The 17,741-nt window shown below is 56.1% G+C and carries 18 protein-coding genes and 1 pseudogene; 12 read left to right on the top strand and 7 right to left on the bottom strand.

What is annotated here, in order from left to right:
• On the bottom strand, positions 1-256 hold a 256-nt coding region (locus AAAC48_RS16825; protein WP_340655284.1), incomplete at its 3' end, for an SDR family NAD(P)-dependent oxidoreductase.
• Between the two features lie 671 nt (positions 257-927).
• Here AAAC48_RS16825 and AAAC48_RS16820 point away from each other — a divergent pair.
• A complete protein-coding gene (locus AAAC48_RS16820) occupies positions 928-1,581 on the top strand; it encodes a hypothetical protein (protein WP_340655283.1) in 654 nt (217 codons plus the stop codon).
• Positions 1,582-2,016: 435 nt separating this feature from the next.
• Here the strand turns inward: AAAC48_RS16820 and AAAC48_RS16815 are convergent, their stop codons facing one another.
• From AAAC48_RS16815 to AAAC48_RS16800, 4 genes are all read right to left on the bottom strand, one after another.
• Complete coding sequence (locus AAAC48_RS16815) at positions 2,017-2,190, bottom strand: hypothetical protein (RefSeq protein WP_340655282.1); 174 nt, start codon at positions 2,188-2,190, stop codon at positions 2,017-2,019.
• 32 nt (positions 2,191-2,222) lie between these two features.
• Positions 2,223-3,350, bottom strand: coding sequence for a hypothetical protein (locus AAAC48_RS16810; RefSeq protein WP_340655281.1), 1,128 nt, complete (start codon positions 3,348-3,350; stop codon positions 2,223-2,225).
• A gap of 13 nt (positions 3,351-3,363) precedes the next feature.
• Positions 3,364-3,669 carry a hypothetical protein gene (locus tag AAAC48_RS16805; protein WP_340655280.1) on the bottom strand — a complete coding sequence of 102 codons (306 nt, stop codon included), beginning with the start codon at positions 3,667-3,669 and terminating at the stop codon, positions 3,364-3,366.
• Between the two features lie 256 nt (positions 3,670-3,925).
• A complete protein-coding gene (locus AAAC48_RS16800; RefSeq protein WP_340655279.1) occupies positions 3,926-4,396 on the bottom strand; it encodes a hypothetical protein in 471 nt (156 codons plus the stop codon).
• A 498-nt stretch (positions 4,397-4,894) separates the two neighbouring features.
• Between AAAC48_RS16800 and AAAC48_RS16795 the strand changes: the two genes are divergently transcribed.
• From AAAC48_RS16795 to AAAC48_RS16750, 10 genes are all read left to right on the top strand, one after another.
• A complete protein-coding gene (locus AAAC48_RS16795; protein WP_340655278.1) occupies positions 4,895-6,562 on the top strand; it encodes an aromatic/alkene/methane monooxygenase hydroxylase/oxygenase subunit alpha in 1,668 nt (555 codons plus the stop codon).
• Positions 6,563-6,664: 102 nt separating this feature from the next.
• A complete protein-coding gene (locus tag AAAC48_RS16790) occupies positions 6,665-7,729 on the top strand; it encodes a 2Fe-2S iron-sulfur cluster binding domain-containing protein (RefSeq protein WP_340655277.1) in 1,065 nt (354 codons plus the stop codon).
• Between the two features lie 53 nt (positions 7,730-7,782).
• Positions 7,783-8,841, top strand: coding sequence for an aromatic/alkene monooxygenase hydroxylase subunit beta (locus tag AAAC48_RS16785; protein WP_340655276.1), 1,059 nt, complete (start codon positions 7,783-7,785; stop codon positions 8,839-8,841).
• A 17-nt stretch (positions 8,842-8,858) separates the two neighbouring features.
• Entirely contained in the window at positions 8,859-9,227 is a 369-nt protein-coding gene (locus AAAC48_RS16780) for an MmoB/DmpM family protein (protein ID WP_340655275.1), read from the top strand.
• Between the two features lie 73 nt (positions 9,228-9,300).
• Positions 9,301-10,323, top strand: coding sequence for an amidohydrolase family protein (locus AAAC48_RS16775; protein ID WP_340655274.1), 1,023 nt, complete (start codon positions 9,301-9,303; stop codon positions 10,321-10,323).
• 4 nt (positions 10,324-10,327) lie between these two features.
• The gene (locus AAAC48_RS16770) at positions 10,328-11,137 is read left to right on the top strand and encodes an iron-sulfur cluster assembly protein (RefSeq protein ID WP_340655273.1); all 810 of its coding nucleotides are present in this window, start codon (positions 10,328-10,330) and stop codon (positions 11,135-11,137) included.
• Between the two features lie 64 nt (positions 11,138-11,201).
• The gene (locus AAAC48_RS16765; RefSeq protein ID WP_340655271.1) at positions 11,202-12,833 is read left to right on the top strand and encodes a molecular chaperone GroEL; all 1,632 of its coding nucleotides are present in this window, start codon (positions 11,202-11,204) and stop codon (positions 12,831-12,833) included.
• A 46-nt stretch (positions 12,834-12,879) separates the two neighbouring features.
• A complete protein-coding gene (locus tag AAAC48_RS16760; protein ID WP_340655270.1) occupies positions 12,880-13,923 on the top strand; it encodes an NAD(P)-dependent alcohol dehydrogenase in 1,044 nt (347 codons plus the stop codon).
• 64 nt (positions 13,924-13,987) lie between these two features.
• Entirely contained in the window at positions 13,988-14,200 is a 213-nt protein-coding gene (locus AAAC48_RS16755; protein WP_340655269.1) for an aquaporin, read from the top strand.
• An 89-nt stretch (positions 14,201-14,289) separates the two neighbouring features.
• A complete protein-coding gene (locus AAAC48_RS16750; protein ID WP_340655268.1) occupies positions 14,290-14,565 on the top strand; it encodes a hypothetical protein in 276 nt (91 codons plus the stop codon).
• Between the two features lie 87 nt (positions 14,566-14,652).
• Here the strand turns inward: AAAC48_RS16750 and AAAC48_RS16745 are convergent, their stop codons facing one another.
• Both AAAC48_RS16745 and AAAC48_RS16740 read right to left on the bottom strand, forming a co-directional pair.
• Positions 14,653-16,485 carry a sigma-54-dependent Fis family transcriptional regulator gene (locus AAAC48_RS16745; RefSeq protein ID WP_340655267.1) on the bottom strand — a complete coding sequence of 611 codons (1,833 nt, stop codon included), beginning with the start codon at positions 16,483-16,485 and terminating at the stop codon, positions 14,653-14,655.
• Positions 16,486-16,764: 279 nt separating this feature from the next.
• The gene (locus AAAC48_RS16740) at positions 16,765-17,244 is read right to left on the bottom strand and encodes a hypothetical protein (protein ID WP_340655266.1); all 480 of its coding nucleotides are present in this window, start codon (positions 17,242-17,244) and stop codon (positions 16,765-16,767) included.
• Between the two features lie 221 nt (positions 17,245-17,465).
• On the opposite strand from AAAC48_RS16740, the pseudogene AAAC48_RS16735 reads away from it, so the two are divergent.
• A pseudogene (locus AAAC48_RS16735) lies at positions 17,466-17,585 on the top strand (transposase); the annotation flags it as partial.
• Positions 17,586-17,741 lie beyond the last annotated feature (156 nt).

Raw genomic sequence — 17,741 nt, 5'->3', positions numbered from 1 at the left:
CTGTTTCAGCTTCAATCTGGTTGACCGCGCTTTTCACGGCTTCAAGGTCCGTCACATCGAAATTCGAACCATGTGCATTATACCCGCCAGCCGCCAGCTCCGCGACCGCTGTATCGACCTTGGTTTGATCCCGGCCGTTGATGATCACAGTGGCACCGTGTGCTGCCAGGCCCTTTGCCAAGGCGAAACCAATTCCCTGACTCGACCCGGTAACAAGGGCGATCTTTCCTTCGAGACTGAACAGCGAATTGGGCATAGTCGGCGCTTCTCCGTGACGTTATCGCATCATAGCTACCATGCTGCGGTAAAGATGATTACCAACTGTTGCAACCTAGGAACGTTGCGTTCTGTGGAAAGTAAAAATGTCATCCTGATTCCGGCGGCATCGCATGGTCCCCTACCAAATCACTCAGAGGATCGAATCATGCGTCCCAAGCGCTGCAACAACGCGTTTTTTCAACAATATTGGCCCTAAGCGGTCAGAACCAAACAGGTATGTTACTGTAACGTACTTACATGCTTTGAGGCGAACGCGCATGAATGAGTGTGGCGGCAGGGGAAATGCTCACTAAGGTTAAGCCGAGTATCTGCTCTCACATGATCCATTTCATTCGAGGGCTGGGCGGCAATCCTTAAGTTGAAGTTGCACGGCCCCGACATACGACTTGCGCATGCATGAATCCAACGATCATATTCGGCGAGAAACGTTATACGACAAGAGTTTTTTGCGCATTGTTAACGTGTCGCACGTGCGGATAAGCACGTTGAAAGCGGCCAGGGGGCAAGGCCAATTGGCAGATTAGACATTTCGCCAGTGTCGCGTCCGTCGCGAGCGTGGATTTGCCCACAGGTCTTGGACAAGGCGGCCGCTGTTTTGAAACATTCGGAGTGACGGCGAACCAACTACAGTCGAGGAGGATCAAGACCATGCAAGGGAAATTGGAATTTCTGACAATAGCAGTCGCGCTCTCCTTCTTGGCGATCGGGAGCGCTTCGGCGCAGGACAAGTCGAATGCCATCAAGGCACCGGCGACAAAGACCATCGGATCCGGCAAGTCGCAGGTTGAACCCGCGCTGATCGTTCTCAACTCGAAGGGTGCCAGCATGAAGGACGGAAAGCTGGTCCTCACCGGAATTTCACCCAATGCGATCATGTTCGCTGACCGCCCCGTTAGGGCAGCAGGGCACGTCCTCACGGCTCATCTTCTGGAAGAGTGGGCGACCGGCAAAGACAGCTTCGCCGCTGATCCGCCCAACGCCACGGTTTCCGTCCTTAAGAAGGACGGAAGTGACGTCGTTGACGCCGTCGTTACCTTGAGTGCTCCCAAGATGGAGCAAGACAATCTGAGCTTCGATGTGGAGGTGCTGGAAGGGAGCCTTGAGGGTGGTGACGGACCGGCATCGACGTTCGTCGACATCATCGGAATGCCATTCACCCCGCGTTCGTTTGCCGGCGTCGCCCGCCGCACCGCGTTTCGAGGAGCATGGTATGGAGGAGCAGTCGCCGGAGCCGCCATGGCAGCGCCGTACTATTATCCGCGACCTGTCTGTGGCTATTACCCTTATCCGCCGTGCTACTGACGCGGGTTTCTAGCAAAATCAGCGACTGACTACCCAAGACGCAAAGCCGTTGAGGACACTAGCTGTCTGGTTGCGGAACGTCATTGGGATGAGGTAGGATGGGCTATTGCTGAAAATGCGTGGCGTTTCGAAACCAGACAGCTAAGCGAACCAGGGTTCCACTGCTGAAGTTTCGCACTTCTTTGCGCATTACTTGCCTCGCGGAAGCAGCTGCGAAAACCAAGAGAAGTGAACATCGATAAGGAACGACACTGCCGGAAGCACCAGTTTGCGCGATTTGCTGCGGCGTGCACGCGCTTTGTCATGCGCTGCCAGCGCTCGATCTTGCGACGCTCGTCAAGGGTGATTTGAGAGTAGGTGCGCCGAAGCGCTGCGGACAATGTGCACGTCCACGATGGTGCTTTAAGAAAGTGCAGGTCCTGCCGTCGCTCGATATCAACTGGGTTTTGCCTTGCCAATCCGGTCTTCGGCAATCCAGCGCGCAGCAAGCACTAGAGCTCCCATGCTGAATTCCTTTCCGTGATTGACAATCATCTCCTCGGACAATTTGGCGAGTCGGTCAAAGAAGTCGTCCTTGCTCTTTTCCTCAGCGGTCAGTTCGGTTTGCATACTATCCTCCATATCATTGTTTCCTAAGTATTTTATTTGAATAATTGAACAGGAAATGTGACGATTGCTGCATTCCCGTCGGCATCTCCCGCGGCCAGATGCTTGCCATCGGCAGACCAGGTGAGGGCGGTTACCGCTGCACCCGAGGGTCTTACCAAAAGCTGGTCAGGTGCGCCGATCCGCGAGACAACGATCTGGCCATTGGCGTAGCCTGCGGCGACGAGATTATTCGTCGGGTGGGCCGCTACAGCTTCGACCACAACAAAGCCGGCACGACCTGTTGCCAAGGCCCCGGAAGTATTCCCGTCGAGCGGCGGCGACGCCATTGACCAAGCGGCGATACGGAAGGCACCGGAGGCTACAAGTGCGTTAGCGGACGTGCTCCACGCTACAGTAGATACAGGGCCGGGGAAGTCAGTCACGATGCTGGATCGATCTTCGGCAACGTCGACCAAACAGAAACCGCCGGATTGAAGGCCGCACGCCAGCCAACTGTCGTCATCACTCCATTGAACGGAAGCAGGAACCGAGGGGAGGAAAAATTCGCGCCGAGAAGTAACGGGATCATCGAGCCGCGACATGGACAGTCGGTCGGCGGCCGCCAACGCGATCCAGTTGCCCTCCTTGGAGAGCGAAACGATTTTAAGGCGGGAGTTCTCGACGTTCCTGTGCTTGAGAGCGTCAGCACCAATTCGTTTGAGATACACATGATCTCTATCAACCGCTGCCGTCATCCCGGTTCGCATGCAATGATCGACCGAAACGACAGGATTGGTGGTCTTCATTATCGTTTCTGCAATCGCACCAGCGTGAGTCAGGCGGATCACATCGCCTTCCTCCGTTCCCAACAGGAAATCGGACCCCATATAGGATGCCAATGCCGCTGCTCGATGTGGCGCTCCAGCCGTAGTGATCAGTGGTGCGGGTTTGTCTCTTCGTGGATGGATCGTTGCCTGACCGACATCGATACTAACCCTTAGTCGGGACTCTGGCGGCTCGCTGTCCGCAATACGAGCGAGCGCGATCGCACCCTCCAGACAGATGATTGCCAGAATTGTGCCATCCCCATTGAAACGCAGCCCGGTGATTGGGGATGGCAGTTGCCAATTACGCCCCAAAAGGTCGAGTAGTGTCAGATCGGGCAAGGTTTGATGGCTCATAATCGTTCTCCTGCTATTTTGGCCCAGCAAGTAGCCGGTCAACCTCCGCCACGTAGCTTTCGACCGCTGTGATGTTTTCGCCGCATTTGGTCCGCATGACCCGAATTGATTCAGCGCTCATCTCAACACCATGCAAATCTCGCACCAGTTTCGCGGTCGCTCCATTTTTGGTGATTTCCAGTTCAAAACGTTGGATATCCATTTCCATACCGGCGAGGGCCTGGGTCAATCTCAACGCTTCTGCATTGAGTGCCGAAAGGTTCGCCACAAGGCTCAAGCGCCGCTGAAGCAAATCGACACGCGCATCTTGATTTGTCATAGCAAATTCCTAAGGTTCCAAGCGGCTGCGGCATGTGGCGCAGGCTGGGACAAGATCATCCTTGCCTCGTGGCGCTCGGCAATGCCGCCAACGAAAGCGGAGCCGCAGCCGTCCAGACTGCTCAGGACGCGCTTGCCGCCCTCGACCCGGAGACTCTGAACGCTCTGATAACTGACGCGCACAAGACTTTGCGGGAGGACCCGGGACGCATTCTCCGAGCCTGGCCCATCGGGGGCGTGGGGCACTGAACCGGTTTTCATTTACGGCCTCGGGGCTTTGGTGGTTCAGGTGTTTTCCAAGCTTCCAGGATGGTCGGAAGTTCGGGTAATTGCGTCCTGAACTGCTTTTCTGCCATATCAATATGGCTTCGGAGTTGATCCCATATATCGACACGGAGCATGGTGTCTCCCCTCAGACGCTCGAGCTCTTCGACACGAATCTGATGTGACAACGAAACCCCGGAAAAGACGAAGTCACGTAGCAGAATAGCATGCCTTTCCACGAAGGCGTGTATCATCGGGTGGCTCGCTTGGGTCACACCTGTGGCAGACAATTCGGCCATTATGAAATCCTGGAAATGACTCTGCAGCCGGTACTGACTCTCCCCCATAAAGCGCATAGCAAAAACCAGATCCCGCTGCATGAGCTTGACCAGATCGGTAGTGATCTCATCGCCCTCATCTCGCAACGGATCAAGTGGACCTGAATATCCATCTTTGCTTGTCATTTTGGTTTCCCGGCAATCTGTGGAGTTCCGAAGTTCGCTGTATAGAAAAAGATAGTATAAGAATTCATATATGTCGAATTTCGTCTATTTTGCAATTGCTAAGTAAAAAATGTTGCACTGGCTAACTGTAAAGTAATATTACATTTGACAATTACGATTGTACAATAATGTTACACTTTATCATTTACAGGCGAATTTCTGCATCGGCCGCCCCAGTTTTGATGCTGAAAAAAACGAATTTTCGACTTGGCACGCCTCTTGCATATCCTTTCGCATAAGAAGCCCGTCGCGCTTAGTGCGATGCTAGAAGAACGAAGGACTCGGGTTCAATGTGATCCCGCCCACCTTTGCCGTGATCCACTTGAATGGCCGGACCTTGGGTCGCGCCTGACTGCGCATCCCTTTGCCATGCCATTCCAACTCTCGCTCGCGGCTCTTAGCGCCGCTCCATGCCGGGATCGATAGGTCTGCGGCGCAAACATGGTGGAGGCTTATGCAATGTCGTCTTTGACGCTCAACAAGATTACCTCGCAACGCGGTATATCCGTGGGCGAGGCAACCAAGAAGATTTCCGACCTCGGTTGGAATCCCACATACGTCCAGGAAGCAATGACGTTTCCGACGGACTACAAAATCACCAAGGCACCGCGCGATCCGATGAAGCAGGTCCTTCGGTCGTATTTTCCGATGCAGGAAGAGAAGGACAACCGCGTCTACGGCGCGCTTGACGCGGCGCTTCGCGGCGACATGTTCCGCAACGTCGAGCCACGCTGGGTGGAGTGGATGAAGCTCTTCCTCGCAATTATTCCTTTCCCGGAAATCTCCGCCGCCCGATCGATGGCGATGGTTGCGCGAATTGCGCCCGGAGAAGACCTGCGTACAGGCTTCACCATGCAAATGGTCGACGAGTTCCGTCATTCGACGATCCAAATGAACCTGAAGAAATGGTACATGGAGAATTACATCGACCCAGCGGGCTTCGACATCACTGAAGAGGCCTTCGGCAAGTGTTACGCCACAACCATCGGCCGCCAGTTCGGGGAAGGCTTCATCACCGGCGACGTGATGACCGCTGCATGCATGTACCTGACTGTGGTAGCGGAGACGGCATTCACCAATACGCTTTTTGTGGCGATGCCCTCGGAAGCCGCCCGCAACGGCGACTACGCGTTGCCGACCGTCTTCCTGTCCGTGCAGTCCGACGAAAGCCGGCACATTGGCAATGGCCACTCACTGTTGATGGCTGCCTTGAAGGAGCCCGAAAACCACCTGCTGCTAGAACGAGATATGCGTTATGCCTTTTGGCAGAACCACGCGATCGTCGATGCCGCCATTGGTACCTTCATTGAGTATGGCACCACCAACCGCGACAAGAACAAGGAATCCTACGCGGAGATGTGGCACCGCTGGATTTTCGAGGACTACTACCGGACCTACATGCTGCCGCTTGAAAAATATGGCATCAAGATCCATCACGATGATGTCCATGAAGCCTGGAACCGCATCACTAAGAAGCACTACGTCCATAAGGTGGCTCAATTTTTCTCGGTTGGTTGGCCGGTGAATTTCTGGCGAATCGAAGCCCAGACCGAGAAGGATTTCGAATGGTTCGAACACAAGTACCCGGGTTGGTATGCAGAGTTTGGCGATTACTGGAAGTGGTACGACAAGCTCAGTCATCGTGGTGAAAAGATCATCACCTTCAACGAAGAGACCGGCTACGTCTATCCGCATCGTTGCTGGAGCTGCTTGGTACCGTGCCTCATTCGCGAGGACATGGTGGTTGATGAGATCGACGGACAACTCCACACATTCGCTCACGAACTCGATCGCTGGACAGCCGTAGAGGCGTTCTCCGACGAGTATCAGGGACGTCCTACGCCTGCGATGGGTCGGTTCAGCGGCAAGCGCGAGTGGGAAACCCTGTACCATGGTTGGGATCTTGCAGACGCAATTAAGGATTTGAACTTCGTTCGGTCCGACGGCAAGACCTTGGTACCGCAGCCACACCTCCGCTTCGACGCCAACGAAATGTGGACTCTCGACGATGTACGCGGCCACACCCTGCAGTCCCCGTTGACGCTGCTACGCGAAATGTCGCCTGCAGATCGGGAGAAGCACCTGGCCGAGTATCGTGCGGGCTTCACCATCAAGCCGTTCAATTGAGGCACTGAACGCGCGGGGGCCACCTGCGGCCTCCGCAACATTCCGGGACAAAGTTGTTCTCCCTTCATTGAGGAGGGCGGACAGGAATTGGGAGGCCTTAGAATGAATGAAGTTCATAAAGTGCGTCTGGAACCGGTTGGTGTCGAGTTCGAGGTCGAGCACGGCGAGACTGTCCTGAACGCCGCGTTTCGCCAAGGCATCGCGTTGCCGCATGGCTGCAAGGAGGGGCAATGCTCCGCCTGCAAGTGCGTGCTGCTCGATGGCGAAGTCGACATGCTCAAATATTCGACTTTCGCACTGAACGATATGGAGAAGGATTCGGGACACATATTGCTGTGCCGATCGATCGCCTACTCCGACATGGAAGTCGAACTTCTTAATTACGACGAGGAGGTTCTGGCGAAATCGATTGCCGTCAAGACTTTCAAGGGCCAGATCTCCCACCTCGAGAGTCTGACCCATGATATTCGCGGGATTGAAATCGAACTTAGCTCCCCGATGAAATTTTGGGCGGGGCAATATGTCGACATCACGGTCACCACGGAAAAAGGGGAGACGATTACGCGCTCGTTCTCCATGGCAAATACGCCGCACGAAGCCCAAAAACTCTCCTTCATCATCAAGAAATACCCGGAAGGAAGGTTTTCCGGAGAACTCGATTCCGGAGGAATCAGGGTTGGAGCCGAGGTCACCGTCGTCGGACCATATGGCACCTGCTTCAGACGCGAAGAGCGGCAAGGACCGCTAGTGCTGGTCGGAGCGGGATCCGGCATGTCGCCGGTGTGGTCGATCCTCAACGATCACGTGAAGAGCGGTGAGAAGCGTCCCGTCTATTTCTTCTATGGAGCCCGGACCTCCACCGATCTCTTTTACTTGGACCGAATCGAGGAACTCGTGAGCAGGTACCCGGACGTCACCTTCATTCCTGTGTTGTCGCATGCCGACGGCAACGGGGCTTGGGAGGGCGAGCGAGGGTTCGTTCATCAAAGCGTCGATGCGAAACTCAAACAACTGGCGATCGATGGCCAGGGGGATGTCTATGCCTGCGGGCCGCCGCCAATGATCGACGCGCTGCAGCCAGTTCTGTTCATGAACGGGTTCGAGGTAGAGCGAATATTTTTCGACAAGTTCACCACCTCGTCGGGCGGCAGCACGCCTGGCCACTGACGTTGAACGAGATTGGACAGCAATACAGCAACTGCAACAAGGGAGAGAATACCATGACAGCTACTTCGAGCTCAGTTGGATCGGGTGCCGCAGGGTCGGCGATCTTCGCCGACTCCGACAGCCGGAAATACCGCTACTTCGATCCGAAAGGTCAACGTGCCACCCACTACGAGGATGTCACCGTCGATGTCCAGCCGGACCCCGAGCGTTATCTGATCCAGAACTGGATCATCTCGTTCGCCGACGGCAAGGGTGCCTATATCAAGGACAACACAGCCGCTCAGAGTTCCAACTGGCACGCCTTCCGCGCGCCGGATCAGGAATGGGAACGCACGCATTACCAGCGCCAGTCGAAGATCGAGACGATGGTACAGAGCGTGATTACCAACGCTCGCAGGGCGCACGCGCCGAAGGCGTTCGACAAGGCCTGGGTCAAGATCCTGCAAGCGCATTTGGGTGCCTGGAAGCATGCTGAATTCGGCCTGGGCACCTCGCTCATGCAGGCGCAGCGTTATGGCTACACGCAAATGATCAACAATGCCACGCTGACCAACTCGTCGTACAAGCTCCGACTTGCCCAGGATATCACATTGTATCTCGCCGAGATCGGTATGGACATTCCTGGCTGGGACGACGAACTCGGTAAGAAGCATTGGCTCGAAGATGGGGTCTGGCAGGGAACGCGTGAAGCCGTCGAGACAATTATGGGCACCTCCGACTATCTGGAGCAGTATTTCGCAATCAACATCGTCTTCGAGCCACTGGTTGGCGAGTTGTTCCGTTCCGGTTTCCTTATGCAGGCGTCGGCGGCCAACCACGACTTCATCACCCCGCCGGTGATTTCCGCAGCAGAAGCGGACTACGAGCGCAATCTCGCCAACGCGATCGATCTGGCTTACCTCCTGGCCAACGACGAAGTCCACGGCCCGGCAAACAGGAAACTCTTCCAGAGCTGGGTCAAAAAGCACGGCGCGCTTGCCGATAAGGCAGCCATCGGCCTCCAGCCGATCTGGTCTATGCCGCATTCCAAGCCCATTTCCTTCACGGACGTCCGCGCCCAATCCGAAGAACGGATCGGGCAGATTCTCGGCGAACTCGGCCTCAAGCGCTAAACCAAGGAGCAATCACCATGTCATCAGCAGCCCGCGATTCTTCGCAGTCCAACATTTTCAAATCGATGAAGGACATCACCTTCGAACAGACGATTTCGCATCAGTGCGGCGTCACTATGAATGACTCCGTCGAGGCGAGGGCGATCGCCGAATTCATGGGCACAAAACCCGGGGTCACCGTCACATACCAGCCTGCCATGATCCGCATCGACGGCAACGGCAAGCTGATTTTCAAAATGGACGACATCAGCGAATATCTCGGTCGCGAGATGACCGCAGAAATCTTCGAGGTGAACACCTCCACCCACTATGGGCGGATGGTCCGCATCGACGACAATGAGGTGATCCTGTTCGGAGATATGGACGAGGTCTTCCAATACATTTGAGAAAAAATTGAAGACCGGCGCGTCGCCAAGGAGGCGCGCCGGACAGATCAACACGATTGCTGCGGAGGCAACAATGTTCAGAACACCGGAAGGCAAGGAAATTTTCGTGGTCGATGGCCACACCCATTTCTGGGACGGGAGCCCTGAGAACCAGCGTAATATCCATGGCAAGCAATTCGTGGAATGCTTTTATGCCTACCACACGGCGCTAAGCCCCAAGGAGCAGCTCTGGGAAAAGAGCAAGTTCGAAAAGTACAGCGCGGACGATCTTTACCGTGACCTGTTCATCGATGGTCCGGATGACGTCGCGATCGTCCAGTCGACTTATTTGAAGGATTTCTACAAGAACGGCTTCAACACCGTGGAGCGCAACGCCGAGATGGCCAAGCGCTATCCGGAGCGCTTCATCGTCAACGGCTCCTTCGATCCGCGTGACGGCGAGAAGGCGCTGGAATACATCCATTTCATGAAGGAGACCTATGACATCAAGGGCGTGAAGATGTACACGGCCGAGTGGAATGGCGCGTCCAAGGGATGGAGACTCAACGACCCAGCTGCCTACAAGTGTTTCGAACTTTGTGAGAAACTCGGCATCAAGAACGTCCACGTCCATAAGGGACCGACGATCATTCCACTGAGCAAGGATGCGTTCGATGTTCACGACGTCGACTACGCCGCAACCGATTTCCAGAACCTCAATTGGATCGTCGAACATTGTGGTTTGCCTCGTCTCGACGATTTTTGCTGGATAGCCGTTCAGGAGACCAATGTTTATGGCGGGCTGGCCGTTGCGCTTCCCTTCATACATTCGCGTCCGCGCTATTTCGCCGAAGTAATCTCAGAGCTTTTGTTCTGGGCGGGCGAGGATAAGATTCTGTTCGGTTCCGACTATGCGATCTGGACCCCACGCTGGTTGGTCGAAAAATTCTGGGCTTTCGAACTGCCCGAGGACATCAAGCAAGAACGGGGCGTGGACCTCACGCCCGAGATCAAAGAAAAGATCCTCGGCCTGAATGCCGCTCGCCTTTATGACATCGACATCGAGGCCAAGAAGGCGGCTTTCGTCAATTCGCCCTTCAGTGTCGCGGCGGAGTAGGACGATGCGTCCGACCAGCAATTCGAACAGTCGCCGGAGGGAGCTCTGGCGACGTCTCGACCAAGTGAACGATCCCGAACTGGACGAGCCCATCACGGAAATGGGCTTCGTTGAGCGCGCTGAAGTAGCGGCGGACGGCAGCGTCGATGTCGATTTCCGGCTACCCACCTACTTCTGCTCGCCGAACTTCGCCTTTCTGATGCTCGATGGTGTCCGGCAGGCCCTCGATGCGCTGTCGTGGTCACCCCCCTATCGTGTGAAACTGCACGATCATATGTTCGCGGAAGAGGTGAACAAGGGTATCGCGGCAGGGAAACTCTTTGGCGAGATTTTTGGCGAGCTCACCGAAGATCACGATCTCGAAAACCTGCGTGAAATTTTCCGTACGAAGGCGTTCAAGCGGCGGCAAGAGGCTGTACTGCACGGCTTCCGGCAACAGGGGTTAACCGACCGAGAAATCGTCGGGATGGATCTCACGGCTTTCGACATTACGGGCCTCGAAGTAGTTGAGGCGGCGAAGCAGAAGCCAAGATACCGGGAGGCGTTGCTGGCTCGTTGGCCCAATCTGCGAACGGGGGATCCCGTCTTTGTGACCTGGGAAGGAACGCAAATTCTCGTCGGTGCGCTCGGCGCTCACCTCGCAGATTTGCGGAGTGTACGTATCAACATGGAGTTCAACGGCGCTCTCTGCCGGGGACTCAAGCATACGCGATACAAGGAACTGGATATGGTCGATGGTGAGCCGACGCTTGTCGACTTCATCATGGACCGGGTGCCGGTTTCGGATGTCGCGGCTGAACGCAAACAGACCTGAAACAACGGCCTCCCAGCACGAGGCCCCCAATCAACAAACCGCCCGTAAGGCGGAAGGAGGAATCATGCCCAAACTTATGATCCACAACTCGGAAGCCCGGCGCGCACTGGCCCGTGGTGTTGGTAGACTTGCCGCTGCCGTCGAGCCAACGCTTGGCCCCAAAGGTATGAATGCGATGATCGACCGTCCGATTGGCACACCGATCGTAACCCGTGATGGCGTCAGCATTGCCTCGGAGATCGAATTACACGATCGGTTCGAGAACATGGGCGCGCAAGTAGTTCGTGAAGTCTCGATGCAGACAAACGAAATCGCTGGCGACGGAACGACGACAGCCATCGTTCTCGCCAATGCGCTCGTGCAAATGGGCGTTGAAGCCAATGAGCGCGGCGCTAAGTCCGTCGATTTGTGCAGGGGCATCGACATAGCTGTCGCGAAGGTCGTCGAGGCGCTGAAGGCCACCGCCAAACCCGCCAAGGGAAATGGCAGCCTCGCCGCGGTTGCCAATATCGCGGCAACCGACCCGATACTTGGTGCGTTGGTTGCCGAGGCCTACGAGCGTGTCGGCACTGATGGTGTCATCACCACCGACTTCAGTGTGACGACAGAAACCACGCTGGAAATCGTCGAGGGTATGTCGTTCGAGCGCGGCTATCTCTCTCACCACATGGTAACTGACCAGGAACGGATGGAGGTGGTTCTCGAGCGGCCGTACATCCTTATGACCGATCTCAAGATTAAGGAGCCTGCGTCCCTAGACGCCGTGCGCCGCATTGCTGAAAAGGCTGGCCGGCCAGTTCTGATTGTGGCTGAGGAAATGTCGCCCGAAGTGGTCGTGACGCTACTTGGCAAGCAAGGGCCGGGGAAATACCTCGTCGTCCATCCGCCGGAATATGGTCATTGGCGAAAAGCGATGATGGAAGACCTGGCGATCCTGACCGGAGGTCGGGTGATTGCGCGTGATCTCGGCGGCAAGATCGAGGACGTGACCGTGGAGGACCTCGGCACGGCCGAACGTGTCAGAACCAGTTCGTCCTATACGACGGTCGTTCGCGGCGGCGGAGATGTGGCAACCATAGCGGCGCGCCGTGCCCAGGTGCAGCGCCAATACGAGGTAGCGCCGCCCAACATCGAACAGGATAAACTGCGCGAGCGGCTTGCGAAACTCTCCGGTGGTACTGCAGTGCTGTATGCCGGTGGCGTGACCCCTGTCGAGCAGAAACGCACCATTCAGCTCATCGAGGATTCACTCAACGCAGTGCGTGCCGCGGCCGAGGAGGGCGTCGTCGCCGGCGGTGGGTCCGCGCTGGCGCAGATCGCGCCTGTGCTCGACGCGGTGCTGGCTTCGGTCGAAGGCGATGTCGCCGAGGGAGTGCGTTTGGTGCGGTCCATTCTTTCGCATCCGCTGCGGCGTATTGCCAACAATGCCGGCGGTGATGCCGACGCCATTGTTGCGGAAGTGATACGCGTCAATAGCGGTTATGGCTACAATGCTGCGATCGGCAAATACCAGAACATGATCGAGGCCGGGATCATCGATCCCGTGCGCGTCACCTATACAGCGCTCAGAAACGCGGCGTCGGTCGCAACGCTCATCCTTACTACCGAAACACTGATCGGCGATCTCGGCGAAGACGAAGACCCGACGGCCGGCGGAGCGCTGGGCGGCGGGGCGGAAAAGCTCGGCCGCCAATGAAACGGGAACACCTCATCAAAGGTAAGCAAGTCGAAAGGATACGGTTATGAAGGCTGCCAGACTTTACGAGTACGATCCGCAGATGAACGTTCAACTCCGGATAGAGGAGGTTCGGGCACCGACGATCACAGCGCCGGACGAGGTCATTGTCCGAGTCGGAGCCGCCGGACTTTGCCGCACCGACCTCCACATCATCGAAGGTGTGTGGAGACCGACAATGGACCCAGAAGGCACGTTGTTGCCCTACATCATGGGCCACGAGAATGCCGGCTGGGTCGAGGAGGTTGGTAGCGGGGTCAAGTCGGTCAAGCGTGGCGACGCCGTGATCTGCCATCCGTTCCGGTCGTGCGGCATCTGCCTCAATTGCCGCCATGGCGAGGACATGTACTGCGACAGCGGCCAGTTTCCCGGCCTTGGCATGAATGGCGGCTTTGCGGAATACTTCATCACCAGTGAACGCTCGTTGATCAAGTTGAACGCCAACGTCACGCCCGTTGAAGTCGCCCCGCTGGCCGATGCCGGCATTACCGCCTACCGGGCGGCAAAGCGGGCCGCACAACTGCTGCGGCCGGGAAGCTACTGTGTTCTCCTCGGTGTTGGCGGGCTTGGCCACATTGCCTTGCAGGCCCTGCACGCCATATCCGGTTGCCGGATAATCGCCGTCGACCGTGAGCCGGCCGCGCAATTGCTGGCCAAGGATCTGGGAGCGGATTTCGTGCTCGACGGAGGACAAAACGTCGTCGAGGAAGTCAAGCAGATCACCGGGGGCGGCGCGCATGTTGTGATCGACTTTGTCGGTGAGCTTGGGATCGAGAACATATGCTGGAAAATGGTGCGTAAGGGCGGGCAGCTTTTCGTGGTGGGCTACGGCGGCACAATCAACGTGCCGACCGCACACCTCGTCATCGAGGAAATCAATATTGGCGGAAGCCTGGTTGGCAATTTTACCGAACTCGTCGAACTGATGGAGCTGAACGCCGACGGCAAAGTGAAGATGCACTACACCGAGTACAACCTCGCCAGCATCAACACTGCGCTCGATGACTTCAAGAACCGTCGTTTCACAGGTCGTGGCGTCATCGTGCCGTGAAAATTAGTCCACGCCCGCGTGAAGCGCAGCTGCTAGGGGTGAAATTTAAAAGGGAGGAGAAAGAATGAACAAGTACGTTTGTGAATTCATCGGAACGTTTGCGCTGGTGTTCTTCGGTTGCGCTACGGTCATCTTCATGCGAGCTGAGGTTGGTCTACTCGGTGTGGCCTTCGCTTTTGGCCTATCGGTCGTGGCGATGGCCTATTCCATAGGGCCGATTTCCGGTGCGCATCTCAATCCGGCCGTAAGTCTAGGCTTTTTTTCGCTGGGCGGCTAAAGCCGGCGGATCTCGCCGGCTACGCCATTGCACAATGTGCCGGCGCGATTTCCAACGGTTTTGCGCAGAACGGCTTTTCTGCATATTCCATGGTGTCCGCCTTCCTGTTCGAAATGGCCGCCACGTTCATTTTCGTGATGGTAATCCTGCGTGCAACCACGGCTGATGGAGCCGGTCCCACGGCTGGCCTTGCGATTGGCCTGACGCTTGTCGCAATCCATCTTGCCGGCATCGCTATATCCGGATCGGCTGTCGCAACTGTGGCTTTACATCGTTGCCCCGTGCATCGGTGCGGCTGCGGCGGGGGACTTGTATTGCGAACGGATACCTTCAAGACAGGTCAGTCAGCTGTCCAACCTGCCTGACGGCTGGGCCACTCGGCAACCAAGCCATCCTCAGCTAATATGCCATTGCGTTGTGGGTTGTGCCCACGACGCGCTCGAACTGATCATTTAGAGATAGCTGCGCTGGATGCCATACTGTTCAAGCTTGCGATAAAGCGTCGGCCGTGAAACGCCAAGCGCATGCGCCACCTTGCTGAGATTGCCGCGTTCGGCGATCAAAGCATTCTTGATCGCTTGCCGTTCGGCATCTTCAAAACTACAGACAGGCGCTGCTGGAGCATCGCCGGCTCCCGCGAGTTTACTTCGACTCGTCGCGGCAGAATCCGCTTTGACAATCTCCGCCGGTAGGTCCGATAGTCCTATTGTAACGCCGCGTGTGAGAACATGCAGCCTCTCGACCAAGTTCTTCAATTGACGGACATTGCCCGGCCAAGAATAGGCAAGGAGCGCTTCAAGCGCTTCATTCGAAAACGTCAATGGCTCCGCTGATTTTCGCTGAGAGATTTTGCGGTTGAAGTGCTCAAGGAGAAGAAGCACATCCGTGCCACGCTCGCGCAACGGTGGAACGCGGATTGCGACGGTGCTGATGCGATAGAACAAATCCTGTCGGAAGCGACCTGCATCCACTTCTTCCTTCAGATCCCGGTTGGTCGAGGCAACCAAGCGTATATCGATGGGGCGGCTGCGACTGTCGCCGAGGCGCTGCACCACACGCTCTTCAAGCACGCGCAGCAGGAACGGCTGTATCTCCAGAGGCATCTCCCCGATCTCGTCAAGGCTGAGAACGCCACCATTTGCGAGTTCGAAGACTCCAGGCTTGCCATCCCGCGATGCCCCGGTAAAAGCGCCGGCGACATGGCCGAATAATTCGCTTCCGAATAATTCCTTTGTGATCGCCCCGCAATTGAGTGCGATGAACGGATCGTTCGGCGTACGTTGGCTGCCGACATGAACGAGACGCGCAAAAAGTTCCTTGCCGACGCCAGTTTCACCTTCGATCAGGAGCGACGTGATTTCGCCGGACTCCGCAACCCGGCAGGCGATGTCTACAGCTGCGAGCAACGACTCGCTCTCACCTACAATGAGAGAGGCGTGATCACGCAGGTGCTGGGACGCAGTCTTTTTGACGACTGAGACGCTGCTGCCCGTAATCGTCCTCGGAAAGACCAGCGCAACGCCGCGCAGATTTCCATTCAGGTTGAGCGGACTGACATGATAGGAGCGCAACTCATTTGGCAGCGCTGTCGTCACGCTATCGAGGAAGGCGGAGTCGGTAAGCTCCGGCAATCGCGGGCTTCTATTCCCCTGACTGGTGGATTCGCCAAAGCATTTTCTCTCTGTTCCAGGAACGTTATTGCTATAAATAGCGCGTCCGTGCCGATCAATGATCATCAGTCCGTCACTGGCGCGGTAACTGTTGCCGGACGCGATGAAAGCTTCCAATAGCCGGGTTCGTTCCTCATTCTGAAAATCGGCAAGTGCCAGCTCAATTTCCCGCGCGGCAGTGGCGACAAGCGCGATATTATGCGGCCGAAAAATGTTTGGGTGTCCTGACAAATCAACAACGCCGACGATCTTCCCGTCGAACGGGTCGCGGATCGGAGCGCCGGCACAGGTCCAGGACTTTATGCCTGCACAAAAATGCTCGGCGGCGTGAACAAAGATTGGCTCGCCTGTCCACAAAGCCGTTCCAATGCCATTGGTGCCGACGACGTCTTCTGTCCATTTTCCACCAACGGCAAGATGAATGTCCATTCCATCGAATATGGTTCTCTTGTCGCCAATTGCGTCGATTAGGACACCTTCGCTATCCGCAAGCACGAGCATCGCGCCGGTGCCGTCGAGGAGCCGGCCAATGGCTCCGAAAGATCTCTGGGCGGCGAATAGCAATTCTCCATTGGCGCGCGCGTGATTTTCGACGACGTCCTTATCACTTTCCAACGGGGCTTCATGTTGTTGTGCGTCTATCCCTCGAGTGGCGCAACGGCTCCATGAATCGTGAATTAGAGAACGTACGGGCAAATTCGAACCGGCTCGGTGCTCACCGCCCGACAGCAACTTCTCCCAAGCGCGCATCGTCTTGGACTCGTCATAGTCCAATTCCGTGACAATGTTGTCGGCCGGATACTGATCGCGTTTCATTCAGCTAACACATTCAAACCTCAAAGAGATACAACTTCGCGAATGCAATTGTCGGTTTAACGGGATTTGCTTCGTTGATCAGGGTTCGTCGATACCGAGCTTTGCACCAATATCGGCAGCAAGCCGCTCTTCAGTATAGGCGGCATCCAGACGCGTGCCATCGATCTCGGCAAGAGCTTCCGCAATGACCTGATCTACGGGGGAAAAAAATCCGTTCTCCTTCGTCGCCAGCACAAACGTTTCAGCCCCGTCTCGCAGACGCATATCGCCGATATGATGAAGTTGCCGGCCCGAATTGAAGTCCACTGCGATCACTCGACCGTTCCTGCTAACCCTGATAGTCGGCGCTACTTCGGCGGCCGTTTGCTGACTGCTTCCAACATGGATGATCAAGCCTTCAGCTTGCGGTTCCGAACGCTGCCTTTTCGATGCTGAATAGCTGCCCCCGCTGATCTGGTCTGCGAGACGCGTTATGATCGCGCGGTTCTGTTGGATTAATTGCTTTAGAGGCACATCTTCACGACGCGGGCTATCCCGCTTGGAAATGATGTCGACCATGGATCCTCCCAGATTCCGTCGCCTAATGTGTCGGCGTATAGTCTTTCGAGCGAAGGTTAGCACATTTCATCACCTTCGCTAGAAACTTTATATAAATCATTGACACGACCAAAAGGTAGTAGCCGGGTGCCACAAACAACAATTTTGGTGCTATATCTACGTGCTTCATGTGCTAGCGTGCTCCCCTCGCGCAGTGCGCCCAATTCGTTCTAACCGAGCCCATCGACTACATGCTGAAGCGCTGGGATGGCTTCATGTAGTTCCTGGGCGACGGTAGGATTTGCCGCGCGAATAATGCTGCCGAACGAGCGCTATGCGGCCTCTCGCTTGGCAGAAAATCCTAGTTGTTTGAGTGCTCCAACCGTAGCGCTGACCGCGAACTTCGCGGCCACGAACATCGATGAAATTCTTCTGATCAGCGGTCAGGGCGTCGGCGGCATCCGCCGGGAGTGAACTGCGCAATCGGCTGAAATGTTCTGATGTCATTCGGCCGGCAA

The organism is Phyllobacterium sp. (assembly GCF_037994405.1).
Classification (GTDB): Bacteria; Pseudomonadota; Alphaproteobacteria; order Rhizobiales; family Rhizobiaceae; genus Phyllobacterium.
This window is presented reverse-complemented; position numbering and strand designations above follow the sequence as displayed.

What these genes read in the sequence shown, in the direction of transcription:
- AAAC48_RS16820 (WP_340655283.1), top strand. Translation starts at nt 928, where the DNA reads ATGCAAGGGAAATTGGAATTTCTGACAATAGCAGTCGCGCTCTCCTTC.
- AAAC48_RS16815 (WP_340655282.1), bottom strand. Translation starts at nt 2,190, where the DNA reads ATGCAAACCGAACTGACCGCTGAGGAAAAGAGCAAGGACGACTTCTTT.
- AAAC48_RS16810 (WP_340655281.1), bottom strand. Translation starts at nt 3,350, where the DNA reads ATGAGCCATCAAACCTTGCCCGATCTGACACTACTCGACCTTTTGGGG.
- AAAC48_RS16805 (WP_340655280.1), bottom strand. Translation starts at nt 3,669, where the DNA reads ATGACAAATCAAGATGCGCGTGTCGATTTGCTTCAGCGGCGCTTGAGC.
- AAAC48_RS16800 (WP_340655279.1), bottom strand. Translation starts at nt 4,396, where the DNA reads ATGACAAGCAAAGATGGATATTCAGGTCCACTTGATCCGTTGCGAGAT.
- AAAC48_RS16795 (WP_340655278.1), top strand. Translation starts at nt 4,895, where the DNA reads ATGTCGTCTTTGACGCTCAACAAGATTACCTCGCAACGCGGTATATCC.
- AAAC48_RS16790 (WP_340655277.1), top strand. Translation starts at nt 6,665, where the DNA reads ATGAATGAAGTTCATAAAGTGCGTCTGGAACCGGTTGGTGTCGAGTTC.
- AAAC48_RS16785 (WP_340655276.1), top strand. Translation starts at nt 7,783, where the DNA reads ATGACAGCTACTTCGAGCTCAGTTGGATCGGGTGCCGCAGGGTCGGCG.
- AAAC48_RS16780 (WP_340655275.1), top strand. Translation starts at nt 8,859, where the DNA reads ATGTCATCAGCAGCCCGCGATTCTTCGCAGTCCAACATTTTCAAATCG.
- AAAC48_RS16775 (WP_340655274.1), top strand. Translation starts at nt 9,301, where the DNA reads ATGTTCAGAACACCGGAAGGCAAGGAAATTTTCGTGGTCGATGGCCAC.
- AAAC48_RS16770 (WP_340655273.1), top strand. Translation starts at nt 10,328, where the DNA reads ATGCGTCCGACCAGCAATTCGAACAGTCGCCGGAGGGAGCTCTGGCGA.
- AAAC48_RS16765 (WP_340655271.1), top strand. Translation starts at nt 11,202, where the DNA reads ATGCCCAAACTTATGATCCACAACTCGGAAGCCCGGCGCGCACTGGCC.
- AAAC48_RS16760 (WP_340655270.1), top strand. Translation starts at nt 12,880, where the DNA reads ATGAAGGCTGCCAGACTTTACGAGTACGATCCGCAGATGAACGTTCAA.
- AAAC48_RS16755 (WP_340655269.1), top strand. Translation starts at nt 13,988, where the DNA reads ATGAACAAGTACGTTTGTGAATTCATCGGAACGTTTGCGCTGGTGTTC.
- AAAC48_RS16750 (WP_340655268.1), top strand. Translation starts at nt 14,290, where the DNA reads ATGGTGTCCGCCTTCCTGTTCGAAATGGCCGCCACGTTCATTTTCGTG.
- AAAC48_RS16740 (WP_340655266.1), bottom strand. Translation starts at nt 17,244, where the DNA reads ATGGTCGACATCATTTCCAAGCGGGATAGCCCGCGTCGTGAAGATGTG.